Origin of the sequence: Metabacillus hrfriensis (genome assembly GCF_030127205.1) — a bacterium.
GTDB classification, from domain to species: Bacteria; Bacillota; Bacilli; order Bacillales; family Bacillaceae; genus Bacillus_P; species Bacillus_P dongyingensis.
Genome location: NZ_CP126116.1, coordinates 1,510,552 through 1,527,450 on the forward strand (window position 1 = coordinate 1,510,552; position 16,899 = coordinate 1,527,450).

Genomic DNA, 16,899 nt, shown 5'->3' on the forward strand with positions numbered 1-16,899 from the left:
TTTTTCTCCCACGATTAATAATAAAACCCCCGATTTTTTATTGTGATAGTATTTCTTTTCCATCTCTCTTTATATAGAGAAAAGTGTACAAATCACTTTTTTATTATAAAGGGAAAATCTTATTTTGTAACAGAAAATTCCTTTTTTGTATTTTATTCTTGGAATAAAACAAATAAGGATATGAAATAAATTCATATCCAAAAGGTGATATTTTATTTGATACATTATTCAATCATCCGGATTCAAAATCGCCAAAACCTCATGATCCTCCCATTTCCCATTAATCTTCACATTCTTTCTCGCAAGTCCTTCTTTATGAAAGCCTGCTTTCTCGAGTACTCGAATAGAACCGATGTTGTGAGGCATAACGCCGGCTTCTATACGGTGCAGTTTGAGTTCTTCAAAGGCATACTTAATAATCAGTTTGACTGCTTGGGTTGTGTAGCCTTTTCCGTTGTGAGCCTTGTCCAGAAAATAGCCTAGGACAGCATTTTGGAGTGAACTCCGCATGACTTGGAAGAGGCTGATGGTGCCGAGTAAACGATTGTTCTCATTCAGGAAGATGCCGAATTGATACTCGGTGTCTTCTTTGCTTTTTTGTTCGTATTCTTGGATCATGGTGCGCTGAGTTTCCAGGGTGTAGAAATCTGGTGTGCGGATCATGGAGAATTGTTCAAAGAACTCGCGGTTATTGAGCTGAAGCTGAAGTCTTGCTTCTGCATCCTCCACTGTAAAAGGTCTTATATGTATGGTTTCATTTTTTAACATCAAATCATCCCCTCTCTCTTAATTGTACCGAATTTAAAAGGATAAACAAGATAGCAGATGGAATATAGTGGATGGAATTGTTTTAATAGTCAGGGAGTGATGGTCATAAGTCTTGAGATAAGAAGACCAAGAATGGAAGATATGGAAGAGCTGAATCAATTTTTCAGTATAGTCATTAGGGATACATTTAATAAAGAAGGTATATCGGAACTGCTTGATGATATGAAAGAGGAAATTGAAAGTAAGAAACGATATTTGAAAACCGACTTGGAAAGCAATGGGGAGAAACGATATTTTTTAATCGCTTTAGATGAAAATGAGATTGTCGGTTCAATTGAATATGGTCCTGTCAGTGAGTTGATTGTTACATGCACAGAGGGCGTGTTGAGAGAAGGAGTCGAGGTAGGAACCGTTTTTGTTCATCCGGATTATCAAAGACGGGGTTTAGGTTCGCTGCTTTTGAATTTAGTGCTTCTTACTCTGCAGAATAGAGGAATCAACGAGTTTTGTCTGGATAGTGGATATAAAAATGCACAAAAGGTATGGCGGAAGAAGTTTGGTGATCCTGATTATTTGCTTAAAGATTATTGGGGAGAAGAGAGTGATCATATGATTTGGAAAAGAAAAACGAATGATATGTCCTTACTTTTTCATTTATAAATGGAATATTTAATGAATCTTAACAAGGAAAACGTTTGGTAAGGAAGAATAGTACGTAGTGGAGGCGGCATCCATGGATTTTTATTTTGAGGCGGAGGAACGGTCTGAGATTCTTGAGGATTTAACAGTTGATCAGCGGTCGTATTTACTTGAACGGTTAAAGCGCGGAAAACGGACTCTTTTTTCAAATGAACTGGCGAGAAGCAAGGGGACGTATAGTGGTTCAGATCAGGAGCTTGACCGGGAAATTAACGACTGGGAGTTTATTGAGCTGCTTGATGGCGGTCTTGGAAATCGCCCGTTTCGCTGTGAGTGCGGCATGCCGCTTAGGTATCAGTATATTGTGAAGAATACAGAGACAGGCGAAATCAAGAAATTTGGAAAAGATCATTTTGAATTTCATACCGGGATTCCGGCATCCGTTGTGAAGGATATCATCAAAGGGTTTTCCCAGATTGATTTTGAACTGGATGAAATGCTTTATAAAGTGATGAATGGCTGGGACAGGAAAGTTCTAACGGAGGCTAAAGCGGTTAATATTGAACTTCCTGAAGAGATTCAGGAACTCATTAAGCTCGACCTGCCTTTGTTAAATCGACAGATTAATAGACTTTATCGAATGGTTCAAAAGGAGAAAGGTGCTCGCCGTAAGGCACTGCGTCAGCCTGAAGCCGCAAAGGTGATTACAAGAGCTGCTCCAAAGAAGTTAAACGTGATTCCTAAGGTAAGTTCTCCTTTAGGGGTGGAAATTCATCAGGCAATCATTCGTTTAATTGAAAACACCGGAACGACAAGTGTGCTGGAGGTGTGCAGCGAGATTAATCAGTTCAATCATCCTTTTAAAGGATTTTATGATTCTGGAAAACCGAAGTCGTTTGTCTATGTGGCAATGGTGCTGGATCAATTGGTGGATCAGGGAGTCTGTCAATTAGATAGTAAGACGTTTGATGACCGGTGGTATTCAGTGAAATGAGATCTGCTTAGTATGAAGGCATTTTCTTTTTGTGCCGAAGATTTTTTAGGTAACTGCTTATTAGATAAGTTTACTTGTTAATATTAACGCAATCTGAACTCATAAAAGATAGGACACATCAATATAGGGGTGAATGAGATGTACCTGCCAAAAGCATTCGGAACGTTTCTAAAAAAGAAGAATCACATTTTCCGCCAGTCAGCTTACCTTCAATGGGGAGTGAGTGAAAAATCGATCGGCAGTTTTCTGCTGCTGAACCCTGGAAGTGCAAGTCACGATGCTGTAAGGGATTTGCAGGATGGGGAAAGTGTTTTCGCACAGGTTTCCCTGGATCCCACGATGAAGCAAGTGGTGAAATTGGTTGAAGCATTCTACCATCTTGAGCCTTTAAATGGAAGAATTCATTTGTATAATTTGTTCACGCTGCAGAACCCGAAGGACAGTGAGGCCATTGCCTATAACGAATATTTGGGCGGGAGAGGGATGGTACTTCCATCCGATATGCAAGTGCCCGTGAGTGAGCTGAAAAAGAATCCATGGATTTGCATCGGGTGGGGAGTAAACAATAAGAGTACATACACATTTTTAAAGCAGCTGAAAAGCCACTGGCTGGAGCAAATAGAACTGGCAGGCATTCCTTCATTCGGCAAGAAAAATCAAAATGGAGATTATTATCACGTTTGCCCGCTCCTAATGGCAAAAAAGCATGCAATGGTCGAAGAGCTCAGGCACTTGTATGTGCAAAATGTTAATCCACAAGATCTATCAGATATCATTGAATTTACGGTCGCTGCTACTCGTCCTAATCTTTATCTTGGTCCTTTTACTTCTTATTATCAAGAAAATGAAGGATGGGCGGTTTCAAGAGATAATCCTGAACGTGTCATTGAAAGTTTTTCACAGCTGCGAATACGAAAGAATTACAAATTAAGAGCCTATCAATATACGGCTGGCGGAAACGGAAATTCTGCCGTGTGGGCTATTCCTCATGATCGGGAGCTGCCTTCGCCTGAAGAATGCATGTATTCAGACGAGCATAGCTTGGAGCATCCGAAACCGGATTTTGCGTATGATCACTTCATGAAGGCAGTGGACGGGGATTATTCTCCGCTATCCTACTTGCAGGCAGCCATTGCTTATCATGAAATCGGGGAATTTGGCGCGCTGTGGCACGGGTGCTATTGGAGTGCAGGCGATATTTTGCCTATAGATGAGGCCGAATACAGAGTGGCAAACAGCGTAGTAGATTACTTGTATACACTAGGTGATTGGAATGAATTTAAAACCATTCCTCCTTCACTCAGACCGGTTTTTTTCTATGAAAATGAAAGGCCGACTGTTGTCTTCTACACGAAGAACGATGTAGGCATGGTTAAACTGAGCCGGTATACACATACTTTTGAAAAAGACAGTTATGTTCAGAAAGTAGAGTGTGAGGATTTGGCTTTTGCCGGGTTGGGGGTTATTTTTTGAAAAGACATGATGAAGCTCATGTCTTTTTTCTATTCCCAATTTTAGTCCTTAAATTCCTTGTTCTCATCTATAAGTAAGGAATGGTATAATCATCCAGAAAGGAGCTGTATATGATAAAAAAAGAAAGAAAACTCCCCATAATTATTCTCCAATATGAAGCTTTGCTTAGGAGAATTCCCGCAAATCATCCCAAGCGTCCTCACATCCTTGAGGAATTGGCAAAAAGCAAGGCAGGTTTCAACGGAGAGAAGTCTTTGGATTATCAATTATCAAGTATTGATCAAAAAAAGTATCACATATTCCACGATCTCCGTCTTTCCTCCGAAGACCGCAATTTTCAGATTGATTCACTGATTGCCTCAAAGAATCTTTTCATTGTATTAGAAGTTAAAAACATTTCCGGCACCCTCTATTTTGATGAAAAATTCAGTCAGCTCATTCGGACAAAAAACGGCGAAGAAACAGGTTTTGCAGACCCGTATTTGCAAGTCGGCCGTCAAGAAGCCCTTCTGAGAAATTTCATCCTTCAGCATAAAATCACGTGCCCTCCAATTAAAGGTTTCATTGTCATCAGCAATCCATCAACTATTATTAAACCCACGTCCAAAATGATTAGAAATGGCACCAAAATTATTCATAGTGCTGCGCTTCCGCTTGAATTGAAAAACCTCGAGACCAATCATCAAACTCCCATACTATCTGATAAGGAATTGAAAAAGCTTTCCAGTATTCTTATGAAGAAAAATATTCTTTTGATCAGAGAAATTTTGACCAAATTCAAGATTAAAGAATCTGATCTTATTAAGGGAGTTTATTGTACGAAATGCATGCAGCTGCCCATAAGTAGAGTCCATTACTCGTGGGTTTGTCCAAAGTGCAGCGGTACCTCACGCAAAGCGTACGTCCATTCATTAATTGATTATGCTCTTTTGATTTCTTCAGACATTTCTAATAAACAGATGCGAGAATTTTTACAAATCTCTTCAGATACATCTGCTTTAAACTTATTAAGAATCTTGAATATTGATCACTCCGGAGAAACCAAGGGAAGACGATATCATTTGACCTCGCTGATTGAACGATACAGGGATGGTTTGTTGTAGGCATGTAGAGAAGCTGTTTACAATTAAACGGAATTATTTTCAAAAGTCTCGGAAAAAAACCGCAAAGTCTAGGAATTCCTTCAAAAAGTCTTGGAATAAAGGTTGAAAGTCTCGGAATTAAAAGAAATGGTCACTCTAGTGTCGAGGAGGAATAGTCTTTTTCTAGAAAAGATCACTTTAAACAGTAAATGAGCACCAATTGAAGAGGGGACCACGCTAAAAATAGCCTACATGCTTTCGATTAGCCAATTTTTGATGGGCGTTCACATTTATACGGAATTATTTTCAAAAGTCTCGGAAAAAAACCGCAAAGTCTAGGAATTCCTTCAAAAAGTCTTGGAATAAAGGTTGAAAGTCTCGGAATTAATAGAAATGGTCACTTTAGTATCGAGGAGGAATAGTCTTTTTCTAGAAAAGATCACTTTAAACAGTAAATGAGCACCAATTGAAGAGGGGACTGCGCTAAAAATAGCCTACATGCTTTCGATTAGCCAATTTTTGATGTGCCGTTCACATTTATACGGAATTATTTTCAAAAGTCTCGGAAAAAAACCGCAAAGTCTAGGAATTCCTTCAAAAAGTCTTGGAATAAAGGTTGAAAATCTCGGAATTAATAGAAATGCTCACTCTAGTGTCCAGGAGAAATAGTCTTTTTCTAGAAAAAGATCACTTTATACAGTAAACGGGCGTTAATTGGAGACTTGCCGCGCTAGAAATAGCCTGCCTACTTGCAAATAGCAGAATTTAAAGTGGCGTTCAAAAGGGAGAGCCAGGCCAACAGCCGGGTTCTCCCATAATATATATTTTGTAGAATTTTCAAAATTATTATTGACACAAAGCATATTTTTCCTTTTAATTATAAATGTAAACGCTTTATGAAATCGTTTGCACACCGTGCAAGAACTATCCGCGTACACACTTTCTTACCAGTTTCAAAGTTTCATTTAGTACAAGCTAATAATAGGGAGGTTGAAAGATGCCAAGATTATTGAAAAGTGCACTTGTTTTTATTTTATTTATTTCAATGGTAATTCCAGCATTACAGCTGCCAAAAGCAAACGCAGCTGAAAAGGACCCTGATCTGCCTGAAAACACGGTCAGAATTCACTATGTCAAAGACGATAAAAACTACAAAGACCTTGGATTGTGGTTATGGGAGGATGTAGCGGAAGCGCCAAAAGAGTGGCCTAAAGATGCTGTGCCGTTTACTGAAGAGCAAACCGACGAGCATGGACGCTACATCGATGTGAAAGTGAAAGAAGGCGCGAAGAAACTTGGTTTCCTTGTTGTCAATCGCGTGACTGGCGAGAAAACAGGCGGAGACAAAGTTTTCACGATGCTTGAGGACTACAATCACCTCTGGATTAAAAATGCAGATGACACGGTTTACACATCATCTGAATGGGAAAATCCGATTGGTATAGTCAGTGCAGAAATTGTTTCAAAACAAAAGCTTCTGATTGGATTGACAAGAACAGAAGGGTTAACGGAAGAGGAACTGCTTTCTTCTATAAAAATTCAGGATGAAAACGGCACAGATATTCCAGTTGAAAGTGTGAAAATAATATCCGGTTCTACAGTGGAAGTAAGTACTTCTGCTGAACTGACGAATGATTCTTACACCGTTGCATACGGCGGTAAATCAATTACGGCAACTAAAGGCTGGAGAATGATTGATGAGCTTTATTCGTATGATGGCGATGATCTGGGAGCTGTCTATCAATCTGGCAAAACAGTGCTGAAACTATGGGCACCTAAAGCAAGCAAGGTTACAGCGGTTTTTTATGATAAAAAGAATGCAGCAAAAGAGATTGGCAGGCTCAATTTAGCTATGGGAGAAAAAGGAGTCTGGTCAGTTGAAGCGAAGCCAAAGAATCTTGGAATCTCTGATTTAAAAGGATACTATTATCAATACGAAGTAACAAATGGCGGGGAAACAAAGAAAGTTCTCGACCCTTATGCAAAATCTATGGCTCCTTTCACTGTAAATACAAAAGGTGAAGCAGGTCCAGATGGTGATACGGTGGGGAAAGCAGCCATTGTTGACCTTGCAAAAACAAATCCGAAGGGACTTGATTTTGCGAAGATTGACGGCTATGAAAAAAGAGAGGATGCTGTAATCTGGGAAGTGCACGTCAGAGATTTTACATCAGATCCTTCCATTGAAGAAGATTTAACATCTGACTGGGGTACGTATGACGCGTTTAAAGATAAGCTTGAATATATCAAATCTCTTGGTGTGACTCACGTTCAATTGTTGCCGGTGATGGCCTGGTATTATGGCGATGAAACGAATATGAGAGAACGCGAGCTTGAGTATTCTGCGGCAAACAATGAATATAACTGGGGCTATGATCCTCACAGTTATTTTTCACCTGACGGAGCTTATTCAATGGATCCGAAAGATCCTGAGCTTAGAATCAAAGAATTAAAGGGGCTCATTGATGCGGTGCATGATTCAGGAATGGGTGTTGTGCTTGATGTGGTGTATACCCATATGGCAAAAGCAAGCATGCTGAATGATATTGTCCCGAACTACTATGCTTTCCAGGATGCTAATGGAAACTTTATCGGCGGATTCGGAAACAACCTTGCAACAAACCACGTTATGGCTGAAAAGCTGATGGTTGATTCCGTTAAATATTGGTTTGAAGAATACAAAATTGACGGCATGCGTTTTGATATGATGGGTGATGCTACGTACGATTCCATTCAGAATGCCTACAATGCTGCTGCAGAAATTAATGAAAATGCCTTATTCATCGGCGAAGGCTGGAGAACATTCGGCGGCCATCTTTCAGATCCATCTCTTGCAGGCAAGGGTGCCGATCAGGACTGGATGAACAAAACAGATGATGTCGGAGTTTTCTCAGATGAAATCCGCAATGAACTGAAGTCTGGTTTCGGATCAGAAGGAGAACTGCGATTCCTGACAGGCGGAGCAAGAAGCATTGATCTTATTATGAAAAATATTAAAGGGCAGCCTACCAATACTGCCGCAGATGATTCTGGTGATATGGTTCAGTATATTGAAGCGCATGACAACCTGCCATTGTATGATGTCATCGCTCAATCAATCAAGAAAGATCCGGCCATTCCTGCAAACAATGAAGAAATTCATGACAGAATCCGTTTAGGAAACTCCATGATTCTCACTTCGCAGGGCACAGCCTTCCTGCATGCTGGCCAGGAATATGGAAGAACGAAACAGTGGCTTGGAGAAGGAGTGCCTGAACAGAAATTCCACGCACTTCAGGATGAATCTGGCAAAGTGTTTGGTTATTTCATTCACGATTCATACGATTCATCAGATGCCATCAACAAATTCGACTGGAAAAAGGCGACAGATGATAGCGCGTATCCAATTAATAACACGACTCGCGAATACACGGCAGGTCTAATTGAACTGAGAAAATCAACTGATGCTTTCCGTTTAGGAAGCAAGGAGTTAGTTGATTCCAATGTTACGATGATTGATGCTCCTGAAATGAATGATTCAGATTTAGTCATCGGCTATAAAAACGTATCTTCCAATGGAAAAGAAGCTTACTCTGTATTCGTAAATGCAGATACAAAAGCAAGAACGCTTACTCTTTCCGAGGATTTAAGAAAAGGCGTAATTGTAGTCGATAATGACGAAGCAGGCGCAAAAAAAGTTAAAAAAGCATCTGGATTCAAGCTGAAAAAAAATTCCATTACAATCGAACCTTTAACGACGGTTGTCATAAAAGGAAGCAATAAAAAACCTGCTAGCCCTAAACATCCATCTTGCCGTTAACCGCGTAGATGCTACAATCGGCTTGGTGGCTTGCTAAGATTTATATAAGATAATAAAAGACCAAATGGCCAAGCCATTTGGCCTTTTTATTTATTCATCCCCTTTAACTTGCTGGTCAATGGTTCCCTCGTAATAATCATCACTGACTTGCTCATGAGTCTCGGCCAGTCCTTTTTCCAATTGTGTTTCACCTTCATAATTAGAAACATCAAATTGTTTTCCTGCAATTTCTGATGATTGTGTGTTTTTCTTTTTCATCATTCATGCACCTCATTCATGTGTATTTATTTATAGAATGCTCTTATGTCAGTAAAACATTCCAAATCATTAAAATAGCCGGTTTGTACATACTTAAGAGTACGAGGAAAATACTAAGAAAGGTCTGATCTAATCCTAACAAGCAGGAGGTCAAAGATTTGGGTGCATCCATGGTCAGTGAGGAGAACAAACTAAGCAAGTGGTGCATAGTAAGTATGGCTTCTATTCCACTCGTTATGACACTCGGCAATTCAATGCTTATCCCTGTTTTGCCGATTTTTGAAAAAGAGGTTGGGATTACTCCTTTTCAGTCAAGTATGGTAATTACCAGTTATTCGATTGCGTCCATTATCCTTATCCCATTTGCAGGATACTTATCTGATCGAATTGGAAGAAAAGCAGTGATATTACCCAGTCTGTTTATTGCTCTCATCGGCGGATTAGTGGCAGGATTTGCTTCTTGGAAGTTAAGTGATCCATATACGATGATCATTCTTGGGCGTATTCTTCAGGGGATAGGAGCAGCAGGTGCCTCTCCCATCATCCTGCCTTTAGTAGGGGATTTGTATAAAAACGATGATGAAAAGGCAAGTTCATGCCTGGGTGTAGTGGAAACATCCAATACATTTGGAAAAGTGCTCAGTCCAATTATCGGATCATTATTCGCTTCCATACTATGGTTTGTTCCGTTTTTTTCCATTTCTTTTTTTAGTTTAATTTCCATTCTTCTTGTTTTCTTTTTTATAAAGGTTCCTAAAAGGAAAGAAAAACCGGCTGCTTTTAAAGAATTTCTTTCAAAAACAAAAAAGACCTTTCATCAAGAGGGAAAATGGCTCTACCTTTTGTTCGCCCTTGGAGCATTTGTTATGCTTATTTTATTCGCTGTATTATTCTTCTTATCAAACCATCTTGAAAAAGTATATTTACTAAAAGGAATCAAAAAAGGATTTTTGTTAGCCATTCCCCTTATGGTTTTATGCACTTCAGCATTTATAACAGGTAAATGTATAAAGGGTGATATGAAAATAATGAGAATCATCACGATTTTCTGCCTTTTAATTTTATCTTTAAGTGTTCCGTTTATAGGCTACGTTAAAAATGATTTTTTTTGGCTTTTTTTTGTTACCAGTATCATTGGTATGGCTATTGGGGCCATGCTTCCTACCTTGGATGCAATTGTAACAGAAAATATCGAGAAGGAAGAACGGGGCACGATTACCTCATTTTACAGTTCTGCAAGGTTCATCGGTGTTGCCTTAGGGCCGCCAATTATGACTGCGGTGACAAAAAATTATTTGAACCTGAGTTTTATAATAGCTGGTATTACAGGCATTCTCCTGTTGTGGTTGGTGATAAAAAATTTCAAAGCAAAGCCTGAAAAAAGGAAAATGATTTACTTTTGACTTGCATCTGGTTAAATGCCGGATGCAATTTATTTTCAAGTAAAAAAGAAAGAACTCGAAATAGAGTTCTTTCTGCATTTAAATCAGTGAATCAAATGAAAACGAGTCAATGGATGAAATTTTTCCTCTCCACCAGGACGCAGAAGCAGTCATTGCCGGCTGATTATATTTTGCGTTTTTCAGGTGAATATAGGTTGCGGCAGCTTCCTCATCGTCTTTTTTATCCCCTTGTTCCTGCTTTTGTTTTAAGTATTCATCTCTTAAGTCACCAAATCGTTTGGCAATAATCTTGGACATTGTATCGTCTTTTAAATGAAGGGAGGATTCCGTAATCCCGTCATAATAAGCTCTGGAACCAATTAATATGCCTGTAACGATGGCTCCCTGAATGTTCAGGGTAATCGCTACTTCTATGCCGTCATTTTCGGCAAGGGACAGGAACATCAGCAAGACTGCATCATCTGTAGGAGTCTGTTCTTTTTTTGAATTCCCCATTTTAGTCACTCCTTAATAATATCTAATTTTTATTTTTTCTTGTTTCCAATATTTTTTCATCTTTAAGCAAATTAAAAAGATAATGAGCACAAATAACAGACTAATGTAAAAACCTGGTCTGACGGCCTTGTCCATTAACGTTCCGCTTACAGCAGCAAAAATCAATACAATTCCAAGATATGAAGCAAGTTTAGTGATCCATTTCGTTTTCAGCAGTTTTAAGGAAGATATAATAATGAAAAACCAATTGTACAGAAGAAGTATTCCTGCTGCAGTGGTTATATACTCGTATATTTTTCCCGGCAGAATTAAGGCTGTTATGATGGATGCAACAAGTCCTATTGATGCTAATGCAAGAGAAGGGATAGGAAGCTGTTTGAATCTCTTGCTTTTTTTAGAAAAAAGAGCTGGAGCATCTCCATCTTTGGACAACGTAACAAGAAGGTTCGTTACACCGAAAAGGGAAGCAGTCATAGTAGAAAATCCAGCGATAATAATTGCTGCATTAAATACGTGCGGAAAAAACACAAGGTTATATCCAGTTAATGCCGTTACAAATGGGCTTTCTTTTTCATGAAAAGAATCAGAGGACACCAACAATACTGCAAGTGCCAAAGAAATGACATAAACGGCGGTCAGACAGACGAGCATCACTTTTCCAGCCTTTGGCGCATCTTCCTTCTTTTTAAGCTGTATGGCCATAAGACCAATTACTTCAATTCCTCCATAGGCATAAAAAGCATATGTCAATGAAGCCCAAAATCCTTTCCATCCATCCTTGAAAAGATCAAATGCTCCAGCAAACACTTCCGGTTTTTGGGGGCCTTTAATGAATCCCATAAGTGCCAGAACTGCCAGAATAATAAACATGATAATCGCAGCAAACTTTAATATGGCAAGAAGGTTTTCTGTCTTATCGAACCCTTTGGTGCCTGTAATAACAACCAGGATGGAAAGAATCGCATAGCAAACGGCAAAAATCCATAAAGCTATATTTGGGAACCAAAATTGAGAGAGTATAGACAGGGCAATAAGCTGACTGCCCATAATTAAGATATTGGAGGCCCAGTAATTCCACCCGCAGCTGAATCCTGCCCATTTGCCGAATGCTTTCCCTGCATAATAACAGAAGGATCCTTCCTGCGGGTCTTTTGCTGTCATTTTTGCCAGAACATTAAAGACAATATATGTACCTATTGATGCCAGGAAAAAAGAAATGACAATGGAGGGACCAGTAATCATAATTCCAATGCTTGATCCAAGGAAATATCCGGTTCCAATGGTGCAGCCGACTCCGATTAAAGATAACTGCCACCATTTTAAATCTCCGCTGCTTGAGCTGCTTTTATTAGAACTGCCTGGAGTGCAGCTGCTCATGTAACCCCTCCTTCACAGTTTTATTGTTCGATTTAAAGTCATTGAATATGTATTTTAATTTGGAAGGGATATATGTATTTTTTCCGTTAAGCTTAAGCGAGCTTTTAGTTCTTTTACAAATTAAAACAAGCCAGAATTCTGGCTTGTTAAGGAAGGAAAAATAAAAGTGTCTTATTATTAATTTTTTACTAGGTGTTTTCCTAAATCATGATGCAAATGATCGGCAGGTATTTTAGGTTTCGGCACTTGTCCTTTAGGTTCAGGATCGGAAACATACACAAAATCACCGGTTCCATCGGGAGCGCTGCCATTAGCCCATGGGCCCTTGCCTGATTCTTCTCCTTCTGATAAGCTCCAGAATTTGTATGCTTCTTCCTGGGACTCTAATTCTGCTTCAGGAGGGAACGAAGCAGGTACGACGACACCATTCTTTTCTTCTAGTTCCTGAATGGCGGCCATCCACTGATATTGATGATACCGATCACGGGCAAGCATTTTACGGAATGTTGCACGTACACCTTCATCTTTTGTCATGTGGTATAACCTGGATACTTGAAGTCTGCCTTGAGTCTCAGCATGCAAGTTAGATCGCATATCAGCCAAGAGATTTCCGCTTGCCACTATATATGACCCGTTCCATGGTACACCATTAGAGTTTGACGGCAAGCCGCCAAGACCGCTTACAAGCAGATGCTGCGGATTTATTCCTCCCATGATGGCAGCCATTGCAGGATCCTCGGCTGCTTTTGCCTGATCTTCAGGGGAGGCACCATCCAATAATTGACTTATCAATGAGCAAAGCATTTCTACATGACCGATTTCTTCTGTTCCAATATCCATCAGCATGTCTTTATATTTCTCTTCACCGCGGCAGTTAAATCCTTGAAAGAGGTACTGCATCATAACGGTCATTTCTCCAAACTGTCCACCTAATACTTCTTGAATTTGACGGGCCAGCATTGGGTCAGGGTTGTCTACTTTCACTTCAAATTGCAAATTTTTCTGATGTCGGAACATTTAAATTTCTCCTCCTAATATATTGATTATATTTACAATATCTACATACCCGGTAATTCTTTTACAAAACGTTGGAAGAGTAAAAAGATGAATTAACCAGCAGTCATACTTCTGGTCAATTAGGTAAAAGAGGGAGTATAAAGTGAAAATGAGTTTTACCTGACTTTAAAAGTGGCATACTTTATATGGATAAGGCCGTTTTTGTGTGGAAAAATATTCGTAAATAATCTAAAAGCAGGTGAGGAATTGATTGAAACAAATTCAACAAGATATTGTGAAAACTGCAAAAAAGAAACACTCCACACAATAACTGAAGATGCTTTAGAAATAAATTATCTTTGTTCTGCATGTGAGAGAGATGAACATTTAATAAAAACCTTTTTTTAAATTAATTGTTCTTCTAAATAAAAACAACTTTCTCAAACCTGATTTTCTTAACATTTAAAAAGACTTCTATCGTAAAGATAGAAGTCTTTTTAAAAAAGTTAGATGTACTTTTGTTCATTTCTGTTAAACCAGGGCATTTAAAAAGAGCAGATCATTCCTGTTTTATTAAACTTCGATAATGATGGGAAGGATCATAGGTCTTCTCTTAGTTTGAACAAATAAAAAATGCCCAAGTTTTTCTTTTATCTCTTTTTTGATTGCGTTCCATTGGTGGTTTTTCTTTGTTAATAGTGAATTTACAGTTGTTTTTGTAAGCTGATTAACCTCTCGCAACAGCGCTTCAGAATCACGTGCATAAACAAAACCTCGAGATATAGCATCTGGACCGGAAATGATTTTTGCTTCCGTTTTGCTTAAAGTGATTACGATAACAAGCATCCCATCTTCTGAAAGCTGTTTCCTGTCTCTTAAAACGATATTGCCAATATCGCCAATACCTAAACCATCAACATATACATTGCCTGCTTGTATTGAACGAGTTTGAACGGCTGTCTGATTCGAAATGTCTACAATATCCCCATTTTTCATAACAAACATATTGTCAGCTGCGACACCCACGGATTCAGCCAGTAAACAGTGATGGTGGAGCATTCTGTATTCTCCATGAATAGGGATGAAATATTTAGGTTTCATCAAAGTCAGCATCAGCTTGAGTTCTTCCTGATAGGCATGGCCTGAAACATGCATTCCAGTTGAACTGCCAGACCCGTATATGACAGTTGCTCCTAAGTTAAACAAGTTATCTATAATACGGGAGACATTTCTTTCATTACCTGGGATTGGGGAAGCTGAAAAAATCACCGTATCTTCAGGCAATACTTCGACATTCCGATAACTGGAGTTTGAAAGTCTGGCGAGAGCAGCCATTGGTTCACCTTGACTTCCAGTACAAAGGATCGCTACCCGCTCAGGAGGCAATTGATTGATTTCATGTGCTTCAATCAGCATGCCATCGGGTATTTGAAGGTATCCTTGATCGATAGCCACGGATACCACATTAACCATACTTCGTCCGAGTAAGGCTAATTTTCGATTCGTTATTTTTGCAGCATTCACGATCTGCTGAACACGATTTACATTTGAAGCAAAAGTAGAGATGAAAATTTTTCGATTAGCTTTTATGAAAGCTTCTTCTATATGTTCTCCTACGATTTGTTCGGAAGGAGTAAATCCTGGCCTTTCAGCATTTGTGCTTTCTGATAAGAGCAGCAAAACGCCTTCACTGCCTATTTTGGCCATTTTATGTATGTCAGTATGCTGATTATTTACCGGGGTCAAATCAAATTTAAAATCCCCGGTATGGACAACAGTTCCTTCAGGGGTATTAAAAACTACGCCAAGACAATCAGGGATGCTGTGATTTGTTTTAAAGAAACTTAATTTTAGAAATTCAAAATCAATTTTTGATTCTGAGTCAATTCTTATCAGTTGTGTTTCAGCCAAAAGGTTATGTTCTTTTAACTTAATCTCGATTAATCCTAAAGTAAGCCTACTCGCATAAATTGGGAGGTTCAGCTGTTTTAAAAGATAGGGGATACCACCGATGTGATCTTCATGTCCATGAGTAACCACTAAACCTTTGATTTTGTCTTTGTTCTCCTGCAGGTAAGCAATATCAGGAATGATCAAATCAATTCCCAATAGACTTTCATCGGGAAATTTTGATCCGCAGTCAATGACTACTATTTCATTATCGTACTGTAAGGCATACATGTTTTTACCGATTTCATTTAATCCGCCAAGTGCAAATATTGAAAGCTTTTCACTAGTCATCAAAACAAAAATCCTCCTATGTATCTAAACTTTTTTGAGAGTGAATTACGGAATTCGTTTAATTGGCAGCGTGCAGCAGCGGAATGATCCGCCTGACTTTATAATTTCACTAAAATCAATTTTAATCACATCATACCCGCGCTTGCTTAATTGCTGATTGACTTCTGCGTTTTGAGGCAAACTGATGATTTTTCTATTTCCTATTGAAAGTACGTTAACACCCATAGAAAACTGTTCTTCTTTAGAAACCTCAATTAAATCAAATCGATTGGCTAAAAGGTTATATTCACTTTCATTGAGGCCATCTTTATAAATAAGGGCCTCTGTATCTGAAATAATATTGAAGATACAATCTAAATGTAAAATTTCTTTTTTAATAGGGATAGGAATGACCGTATAATCTATTAGATGTGATTGGATTTTCTCAATGGCACCGGCTGTTGTCCTTTCACTTAAACCAATATAGACTGTTTTACGGTCAATAATAACATCGCCGCCTTCAGTCTGATCTTCGACAAGGTCTATGTACTTTATTCCAATGGTATTAAGCCATTCTTTTAGAATTCCTTCTTCTCCCTGTCTGATTGGCATTTTCATATCTGAAATAAATAAAACCTCTCCTACAGCAAATCCGATATCTCTAGTAAAAACCTGTTCTGGATATTTTTCTTTTGAAGGAAGGATATGAGTCTCGATTCCGTTATTTTTAAGAGCATTAACAAAAGATTGATGTTGAATGATTGCTTTTTCCACTTGAATATTTTCTTTATGATATCTTCTTTGAGTCTCATTAATGACCTGACTGATCCTCATAAATCTTGGTTCGCACAGGATTACATTCTTTAAAGAATCATATTCGGAAAAGCAGCTTACTTCTGATTTATCTTCTTGATGCATTCCATTATCCTCCAAATTGTTTTAATTGATGCTCTGCAGGGCAACTAGTGTTTCATTTAAATGCATTAAATGTTCTTTAGCATGATGAACCATCGTTGCCTGTTCTTCATTTTGCAACTCCTGGTGCATAACAGTGCTTAATTGGTCTTTAGCTAACTTTAAAGCTCTTAAGGCTCTTTGGTATTCATCGGAGTTAAAATTCATTTGGGCGTGAATCACCGCATTTCTTGCTTGTTCTACAAGCTCGAGCATTTCATCAAAATTAGTATGTTCCATTATCTTTCCTCCAAGAGACGCATGATCATAATTTTGTTTTTCACTTTCATAAAACCAGATTATCGTTGAACTAGTTTAACTGCTTCAAATTGATTGATTGAATGCATGATTTTCTGCTGGGGCTTTTGCTTGCAGCACGTTTTCTTTATATTGTGCTCAGGTAACATAAGACTCATACAGATAAATGAAATCCCTGTTAAG

The 16,899-nt window shown here is 38.7% G+C and carries 13 protein-coding genes and 1 pseudogene; 6 read left to right on the plus strand and 8 right to left on the minus strand.

The window, feature by feature from the left end; translation table 11 throughout:
* Positions 1-228 precede the first annotated feature (228 nt).
* Positions 229-768 carry a GNAT family N-acetyltransferase gene (locus QLQ22_RS07490; RefSeq protein ID WP_284016361.1) on the minus strand — a complete coding sequence of 180 codons (540 nt, stop codon included), beginning with the start codon at positions 766-768 and terminating at the stop codon, positions 229-231.
* 99 nt (positions 769-867) lie between these two features.
* On the opposite strand from QLQ22_RS07490, the gene QLQ22_RS07495 reads away from it, so the two are divergent.
* From QLQ22_RS07495 to QLQ22_RS07515, 5 genes are all read left to right on the plus strand, one after another.
* On the plus strand, positions 868-1,428 hold the full coding sequence (locus QLQ22_RS07495) for a GNAT family N-acetyltransferase (protein WP_284016362.1): 561 nt from the start codon (positions 868-870) through the stop codon (positions 1,426-1,428).
* Positions 1,429-1,501: 73 nt separating this feature from the next.
* Positions 1,502-2,401, plus strand: coding sequence for a DUF3895 domain-containing protein (locus QLQ22_RS07500; RefSeq protein ID WP_284016363.1), 900 nt, complete (start codon positions 1,502-1,504; stop codon positions 2,399-2,401).
* A 138-nt stretch (positions 2,402-2,539) separates the two neighbouring features.
* Positions 2,540-3,874, plus strand: a complete 1,335-nt coding sequence (locus QLQ22_RS07505; protein ID WP_284016364.1) for a hypothetical protein — start codon at positions 2,540-2,542, stop codon at positions 3,872-3,874.
* Positions 3,875-3,984: 110 nt separating this feature from the next.
* Positions 3,985-4,977 carry a nuclease-related domain-containing protein gene (locus tag QLQ22_RS07510; protein WP_284016365.1) on the plus strand — a complete coding sequence of 331 codons (993 nt, stop codon included), beginning with the start codon at positions 3,985-3,987 and terminating at the stop codon, positions 4,975-4,977.
* A gap of 976 nt (positions 4,978-5,953) precedes the next feature.
* The gene (locus QLQ22_RS07515; protein WP_349654971.1) at positions 5,954-8,755 is read left to right on the plus strand and encodes a pullulanase; all 2,802 of its coding nucleotides are present in this window, start codon (positions 5,954-5,956) and stop codon (positions 8,753-8,755) included.
* A 90-nt stretch (positions 8,756-8,845) separates the two neighbouring features.
* On the opposite strand, the pseudogene QLQ22_RS07520 reads toward QLQ22_RS07515, so the two are convergent.
* Positions 8,846-9,010, minus strand: a pseudogene (locus QLQ22_RS07520) (DUF4025 domain-containing protein); the annotation flags it as partial.
* 173 nt (positions 9,011-9,183) lie between these two features.
* Between QLQ22_RS07520 and QLQ22_RS07525 the strand changes: the two are divergent.
* Positions 9,184-10,416 (plus strand): MFS transporter, encoded by a 1,233-nt coding sequence (locus tag QLQ22_RS07525; protein WP_284016761.1) that lies wholly within the window; start codon positions 9,184-9,186, stop codon positions 10,414-10,416.
* A gap of 78 nt (positions 10,417-10,494) precedes the next feature.
* Here the strand turns inward: QLQ22_RS07525 and QLQ22_RS07530 are convergent, their stop codons facing one another.
* From QLQ22_RS07530 to QLQ22_RS07555, 6 genes are all read right to left on the minus strand, one after another.
* Positions 10,495-10,911 (minus strand): hypothetical protein, encoded by a 417-nt coding sequence (locus tag QLQ22_RS07530; RefSeq protein ID WP_284016366.1) that lies wholly within the window; start codon positions 10,909-10,911, stop codon positions 10,495-10,497.
* A gap of 12 nt (positions 10,912-10,923) precedes the next feature.
* Positions 10,924-12,288 (minus strand): amino acid permease, encoded by a 1,365-nt coding sequence (locus QLQ22_RS07535; RefSeq protein WP_284016367.1) that lies wholly within the window; start codon positions 12,286-12,288, stop codon positions 10,924-10,926.
* Positions 12,289-12,465: 177 nt separating this feature from the next.
* Positions 12,466-13,305 (minus strand): manganese catalase, encoded by an 840-nt coding sequence (locus QLQ22_RS07540; RefSeq protein ID WP_223440831.1) that lies wholly within the window; start codon positions 13,303-13,305, stop codon positions 12,466-12,468.
* 552 nt (positions 13,306-13,857) lie between these two features.
* Positions 13,858-15,525 carry a ribonuclease J gene (locus tag QLQ22_RS07545; RefSeq protein WP_284016762.1) on the minus strand — a complete coding sequence of 556 codons (1,668 nt, stop codon included), beginning with the start codon at positions 15,523-15,525 and terminating at the stop codon, positions 13,858-13,860.
* 45 nt (positions 15,526-15,570) lie between these two features.
* Positions 15,571-16,422: a dimethylarginine dimethylaminohydrolase family protein gene (locus QLQ22_RS07550; protein ID WP_223440833.1), complete on the minus strand. Its 852-nt coding sequence runs from the start codon at positions 16,420-16,422 to the stop codon at positions 15,571-15,573.
* A 21-nt stretch (positions 16,423-16,443) separates the two neighbouring features.
* Positions 16,444-16,698 carry a hypothetical protein gene (locus QLQ22_RS07555; RefSeq protein ID WP_284016368.1) on the minus strand — a complete coding sequence of 85 codons (255 nt, stop codon included), beginning with the start codon at positions 16,696-16,698 and terminating at the stop codon, positions 16,444-16,446.
* Between the last annotated feature and the right edge of the window lie 201 nt (positions 16,699-16,899).

Coding starts and splice junctions, on each gene's coding strand:
- QLQ22_RS07490 (WP_284016361.1), bottom strand. CDS start 768: ATGTTAAAAAATGAAACCATACATATAAGACCTTTTACAGTGGAGGAT.
- QLQ22_RS07495 (WP_284016362.1), top strand. CDS start 868: ATGGTCATAAGTCTTGAGATAAGAAGACCAAGAATGGAAGATATGGAA.
- QLQ22_RS07500 (WP_284016363.1), top strand. CDS start 1,502: ATGGATTTTTATTTTGAGGCGGAGGAACGGTCTGAGATTCTTGAGGAT.
- QLQ22_RS07505 (WP_284016364.1), top strand. CDS start 2,540: ATGTACCTGCCAAAAGCATTCGGAACGTTTCTAAAAAAGAAGAATCAC.
- QLQ22_RS07510 (WP_284016365.1), top strand. CDS start 3,985: ATGATAAAAAAAGAAAGAAAACTCCCCATAATTATTCTCCAATATGAA.
- QLQ22_RS07515 (WP_349654971.1), top strand. CDS start 5,954: ATGCCAAGATTATTGAAAAGTGCACTTGTTTTTATTTTATTTATTTCA.
- QLQ22_RS07525 (WP_284016761.1), top strand. CDS start 9,184: ATGGTCAGTGAGGAGAACAAACTAAGCAAGTGGTGCATAGTAAGTATG.
- QLQ22_RS07530 (WP_284016366.1), bottom strand. CDS start 10,911: ATGGGGAATTCAAAAAAAGAACAGACTCCTACAGATGATGCAGTCTTG.
- QLQ22_RS07535 (WP_284016367.1), bottom strand. CDS start 12,288: ATGAGCAGCTGCACTCCAGGCAGTTCTAATAAAAGCAGCTCAAGCAGC.
- QLQ22_RS07540 (WP_223440831.1), bottom strand. CDS start 13,305: ATGTTCCGACATCAGAAAAATTTGCAATTTGAAGTGAAAGTAGACAAC.
- QLQ22_RS07545 (WP_284016762.1), bottom strand. CDS start 15,525: ATGACTAGTGAAAAGCTTTCAATATTTGCACTTGGCGGATTAAATGAA.
- QLQ22_RS07550 (WP_223440833.1), bottom strand. CDS start 16,422: ATGCATCAAGAAGATAAATCAGAAGTAAGCTGCTTTTCCGAATATGAT.
- QLQ22_RS07555 (WP_284016368.1), bottom strand. CDS start 16,698: ATGGAACATACTAATTTTGATGAAATGCTCGAGCTTGTAGAACAAGCA.